The sequence below is a fragment of the Kitasatospora sp. NPDC059973 genome, from assembly GCF_042737525.1.
Lineage (GTDB): Bacteria > Actinomycetota > Actinomycetes > Streptomycetales > Streptomycetaceae > Kitasatospora.
The window spans coordinates 1-5751 of the sequence record NZ_JBHWUI010000290.1 but is presented as its reverse complement, the minus strand read 5'-3'; the positions used below and the strand labels follow the sequence as shown (position 1 = coordinate 5751).

General features: G+C 78.6%; 2 protein-coding genes and 1 pseudogene. 1 reads left to right on the top strand and 2 read right to left on the bottom strand.

All coding sequences use genetic code 11. The features are described 5' to 3' along the window. On the top strand, positions 1 to 1918 hold a 1918-nt coding region (locus ACFWA9_RS37905; RefSeq protein WP_380393906.1), incomplete at its 5' end, for a MinD/ParA family protein. An 89-nt stretch (positions 1919 to 2007) separates the two neighbouring features. Here the strand turns inward: ACFWA9_RS37905 and ACFWA9_RS37900 are convergent. After that, positions 2008 to 2952 carry a bifunctional riboflavin kinase/FAD synthetase gene (locus tag ACFWA9_RS37900; RefSeq protein ID WP_380393903.1) on the bottom strand — a complete coding sequence of 315 codons (945 nt, stop codon included), beginning with the start codon at positions 2950 to 2952 and terminating at the stop codon, positions 2008 to 2010. Positions 2953 to 3017: 65 nt separating this feature from the next. Continuing rightward, positions 3018 to 5751: pseudogene (locus tag ACFWA9_RS37895) on the bottom strand (hypothetical protein); the annotation flags it as partial.

The window sequence follows — 5751 nt, the reverse complement described above, 5'->3', positions numbered from 1 at the left end:
GCCCGCCCCGGCGCCGGGCCCCGCCCCCGAGCAGCCGCAGGCCGCGGCGGCCCAGCCGTGGCCGCCGGCCGACGTGGCCGCGCACCAGCAGCCCGGCCCGGCCGTGCCCCCGCCGCAGCAGCCGTACGCGGAGCCGCACCCCTACCCCGGGCCGCCGCAGCAGGCCCAGCCGCCGGCCTACGCCGAGCCCCAGCAGCAGGCGCCGCAGCAGGCCCAGCCCCAGCCCTACGCGGACCCGCAGCCGTACGCCCAGCCGCAGCCGTACCCGGAGCCGCCGCAGCAGGCCCAGCCGTGGCCGCAGCCGGCGCCGCCGCAGCAGCCGGCCGATCCCCAGGAGCAGCAGGCCGCCGCCTGGGCGGCCGCCCAGCAGGCACCCGGCCCGCAGGCACCCGGCCCCCAGGCGCCCGGCCCGCAAGCACCCCCGGTCGACCCCCGCCAGGGCGGCTGGCCGCAGCCGGCCCCGTACCAGCAGCCGCCGCAGCAGCAGGCCCAGCCCCAGCAGCCCCAGCCCCAGCAGCCGAGCCCCGCCCAGCCGTGGCAGCAGCAGTCCGGGGTCCCGCAGGCACCCGCCGCGTTCCAGCAGTCCGCCGCCCCGCAGCAGGTCTCGCACGGCGCACCGCTCGGCTACACGGCCGCCGTCGAGCTCTCCTCGGACCGGCTGCTGCGCAACCAGCCGAAGCAGCAGCGCCAGCAGCCGCGCTTCCAGTTCGGCGGCAAGGCCGCCGCGGCCGAGCGCGGCCGCAAGCTGGAGGTCATCCGGACGCCGGTGATGAGCTGCTACCGGATCGCGGTGATCAGCCTCAAGGGCGGCGTCGGCAAGACCACGACCACCACCGCGCTCGGCGCGACCCTGGCCAGCGAGCGCCAGGACAAGGTGATCGCGATCGACGCCAACCCGGACGCCGGCACCCTCGGCCGCCGGGTCAAGCGCCAGACCGGCGCGACCATCCGCGACCTGGTGACGGCCATCCCGCACCTGCGCAGCTACATGGACATCCGTCAGTTCACCTCCCAGGACCTGCACTCGGGCCTGGAGATCCTGGCGAACGACGTCGACCCGGCCGTCTCGACCACCTTCAACGACTCGGACTACCGCCAGGTCATCGACGTGCTGGGCCGCCAGTACCCGATCATCCTGACCGACTCCGGCACCGGCCTGCTGTACAGCGCGATGCGCGGGGTGCTGGACCTCGCCGACCAGCTGATCATCGTCTCCACGCCGAGCGTGGACGGCGCCTCCTCCGCGTCGACCACGCTGGACTGGCTCTCCGCGCACGGCTACGCCGACCTGGTGCAGCGCAGCATCACGGTGGTCTCCGGGGTCCGCGAGACCAGCAAGATGATCAAGGTCGAGGACATCGTCGCGCACTTCCAGACCCGCTGCCGCGGCGTCATCGTGGTGCCGTTCGACGAGAGCCTGGCGGCGGGCGCCGAGGTCAACCTCGACATGATGCGGCCCAAGGTCCGCGAGGCGTACTTCGAACTCGCCACCCTGGTCGGCGAGGACATCGTCCGCGCCCAGCAGGCCGCCGCCCAGCAGTCCGGCTGGCAGCAGCAGGCCCACCAGCCCCCGCAGCCCACCGCCCCCTACCCGGGCCAGCCGCAGCCGTACGCGGACCCGCAGCAGCCCTACCCGCAGCAGGCCCAGCAGCAGCCGTACCAGCAGCCCGGCCAGGGCGGCTACCCGGCCGGCGGGCCCGCGCCCGGCGCGCCGTGGGCCCCGCAGCCGGGGCAGGCCCCGCCGCCCCCGCCCGGCTACGGGTACCCGCAGGCCCAGCCGGGGGCCCAGCAGCCCCCGCAGGACTGGCAGCAGCAGCCCCAGCCGCCGGCCGGCGGGTACGGCTACCCGCAGCCCCAGCCGGGCGCGCAGCCGCCGCCCCCCGCCGGGTACGGCTACCCGCAGCAGCCGCAGCCGTAGCGAACCGAAAGGGCCCGCCGGGCCGTCCGTGGATCCAGGGAATCCGTGGACGGCCCGGCGGGCCCTTTCGGCATCCGCGACCGGTCCGGTCAGCCCCCGTCGGTGAGCTCGCGGGCCTGCTTCACGTCGTCGGCCATCCGGTCCAGCAGCGCGTCGATCGAGTCGAACTTCTCCATCCCGCGCAGGTAGGCGAGGAAGTCGACCGCGACGTGCAGCCCGTACAGGTCCAGGCCGACCCGGTCGATGGCGTACGCCTCCACGGTGCGGGCCGTGCCGTCGAAGGTCGGGTTGGTGCCGACCGAGATCGCGGCCGGCATCAGCTCGCCGTCCGCCGTCAGCCAGCCCGCGTAGACGCCGTCGGCCGGGATCGCGCTGTGCGGCACCGTGTCCACGTTGGCCGTCGGGAAGCCCAGCTCGCGGCCGCGCTGGGCGCCGCGCACCACCACGCCCTCGACCCGGTGCGGGCGGCCCAGCACCTCGCCCGCGCCGGCCATGTCACCGGCCGCGACCAGCCGCCGGATGAGGGTGGAGGAGAACGGCTCGCCGTCCCCGGCCGCCCCGCGCACCTGGAGGTCGACCACCTCGACGTCGAAGTCGGCGGCCCGGCCCAGCTCGGCCAGCAGCGCGACGTCGCCCGCCGCGCGGTGCCCGAAGCGGAAGTTCGGCCCCTCGATGACCAGCCGCGCGCCCAGCGCGTCCACCAGCACCTGCCGGACGAAGGTCTCCGGGGACTCCTGGGAGAACTCGGAGGTGAACGGCAGCACCAGGACGGCGTCCACCCCGAGCGCCTCGATCAGCTCCGCGCGGCGCGGCTGCGGGGCGAGCAGCGGCGGGTGGGTGCCCGGGCGGACCACCTCGCTCGGGTGCGGGTCGAAGGTGACCACGACCGAGCGGACGCCGAGCTCACGGGCGCGCTCGACCGCCCGGTTGATGATCAGCTGGTGCCCGCGGTGCACACCGTCGAACGACCCGATGGTGACGACGCTGCGTCCCCAGTCCCCGGGGATCTCCTCCAGGCCACGCCAGCGCTGCACCCTGACCGCTCCTTGTTCCCTACGGCGCGTACCTTCTGTACGCTCAAACGCTCAAACCCGAACCCCTATAGCGTGCCATGCGCCCGCCCCTGCTTCGGCACCGGAAGGCGGGTTGGGCGCACCGCCGGCTGTCCGGTCCCGGACACCGGGGTGGGAACCGGCTCCCGGGGGGTCGCCCGGTCCGCCTCCCGCCCGGCCTCGGCGGCGGCCTCCCGCGGGTCGCGCCCGGCCGCCGCCGGCTCCCGCAACCGGGCCGACCGGGGGTCGGCGGGCCGGGCCGGGGTCTCGCCCTCGGGCCACTGGGCCAGCAGCAGCGCGAACGCCGCCGAACGGCCCGCGCAGCGGGCCAGCAGCTCGTCCGCGTCCGTGAGCCCGGCCGCGGCGCGGGCCAGCACCGTCCGGGCCCGCGCCGGGCGCTCGGCCGCGCAGTGCTCGGCCAGCCGCTCCACGACGGCGGCGAGCACCTCCTGGTCGCCCTCGGTGGCCAGCAGGGTGTCCAGGAGTTCGCAGCGCAGGGCGTCGGCCTCGGCGTCGGCCACCGGGACCGCCAGCACCTGGGCGAACGGCCGCCGCACCGCCACCGGACCGGCCGCCAGGGCGCTGCCGAGCAGCACCCGCAGCTCCAGCCGGGCGGCCGGTCCCCCGGCGGCGCCACGCGTCAGCCGGCGGCCCAGGTAGTCGACGGCGACCGCGCCCGCCAGCGCCGGGCGCTCCCGCAGCAGCCGGGCCGCCAGTTCGGCGCCGCGCCGGGTGGCCTGCGGCGTCCGGGCGTCGGCCAGCACCCGCAGCGTCTCGGCGACGGCCGCGCCGGGGGCCGCCAGCCGCTGCGCGAACGCGGCCAGGACGGGCTCGGGATCGCTCTCCAGCGCCGGGGCCAGCGCCCGGGCGGTCAGGAAGCGGTCCTCGCCGTGCCGGTACGCCGCCAGCGCGGCCGGGAGGTGCCGGGCCCGGGCCCGGGGGTCGCGCACCAGCAGCGCCAGCGCGGCGCCGTGCAGGCACGGCTCCTCCTCGCGGGCGAGCAGGGCCAGCGCGGCGAACCGCAGCAACTCCGGTCCGGCCCCGCGCGCGTACGGCGCGGCGCGCAGCGCGTGCACGGCGGCGGCGACGTGCCGCTCGGGCCGCCGGTCGTGGCTCCAGCGGTCCACGGCGCGGCAGAGCGCCGACGGCTCCTCACCGGCGAGCACGGTGAGCAGCGCGTCCGCCCGGGGGTGCGCCGCGTCGGCCAGCGCCTCCGTCAGGTCGTCCAGGGCCAGCGCGCGGTGGTGGTACAGCAGGTCGTGGGCGAGGTCGGCGACGGTGGTGCCGGGGCGGCCGGGCAGCCCGCGCGGGTCGTCGAACCAGGCGCAGAGCAGCGGCATCACCCGGGCCGGGTCGGCGCGCAGCCGCTCGGCCGTGGCGGCGAGGAACGGCCGCGCCGGTCCGTCGGCGGTGACCAGTCGGCGCAGGAGTGCCAGTTCGCTCTCGACCGGCAGGCCCAGACCGGTCCAGAACCGCGGACCGAAGCGGCCCAGACCGGCCGCCGGGAGCCGCTCGAACCCGCCGGCCGCCGGTGCCACCTCGGCGATCCGGCCGGCCAACTGGGCGAGCAGCGCCCGGTGTTCGTCCAGATCGGGGCTGGCGGCCAGCCCGGCGGCGAGCAACCGGCCGGCCCACCAGCCGGGTTCGCTGCCCGGCGGGCGCAGGTCCAGCGCCCGCCAGAGCCGGTGCAGCCACGGGTCCAGGGCGGTGGCGCCCCAGGTCTCGGCCAGCCGCCCGAGCGCGGACGCCACCGGGGCGACGCGGTGCCGGGGCACCGTACGGGCCTCCCCCGGCGGCGGGGTGTCCTCGGCCTCGCCGAGGAGCAGCCGCAGCGCCGCGTCCAGGTCCAGGTGCAGGCCCTGGAGCCAGTCGGAGAACTCGCCGTGGGCGAGCCGGAAGCCCGGCCCCGCGGGCACGAACAGGCCCTCCGCCAGCACCGCGGCCGCCCAGTTGCCGGGTGGGAAGAGCTCCTCGAAGGCGGCCCGGCCGAGCCCGCCCTGCTCCGCGCCGAGCATCCGCCGGGCCGCCTCGTGCACCCGCCCGGCCACCGCGGCGGCCAGCCTGCGCACCCGGCCGGGCGACGGACCCGCCGGCCGCCCGGCACCCCGCCGGTGGGCGCCCGGGCGCCGGGGCCGCCCGTCGGCGGCGATCCGCTGGGCCACCCGCAGGCAGCAGAGGTCCAGGTGGGCCGCGAACAGCTCGCCGCGGCCCACCGGCTCCCCGCGCAGCCCCTGCGCCCACAGCTCCCCGGCCAGCCGGACGGCGAGCGGGTGGCGGGCGTCCGCGGCCGACGTCCAGTCCGGCGGCAGCCCGTAGCGGCGGCGCACCCGGTCGGCGGCCTCGGCCGGGAGCGGGCCGAGCCGGTGGAGGGCGAAGCTCCCGGCCGCCCCCGCGCAGCGGCAACCGGCCCCGGCCGGCCCGGCCGTGGTGCCGCCCGCCGGTAACTCGTCACCGGCCCACGGCTCCCGGTCCCACGGCGGGCCGTCCCCGCCGTGCCGCGGACACCCCGCCGGCGCCGTACCGGGCCCGGCCGCCGCGCGGTGGTCGTCGAGGCCCGCCAGCAGCTCCCAGGCCTCGTCCCCGCACGCGGTGAGCAGCCGGGCCCCGACCGCCGTCAGCCACTCCCCGGCCGCCCGCAGCCAGGCCCGGTCGAGCGGGACGGGCGCCTCCTCGGGGCCGTCCAGCACGATCAGCAGCGGCCGCCGCGCGGCCGCGCAGAGGGCGGCCACGGCGTCCGGCCCGGGCGGCGGCCGGGTGCCGAGGCCGGCCGCCGCCGAGGCC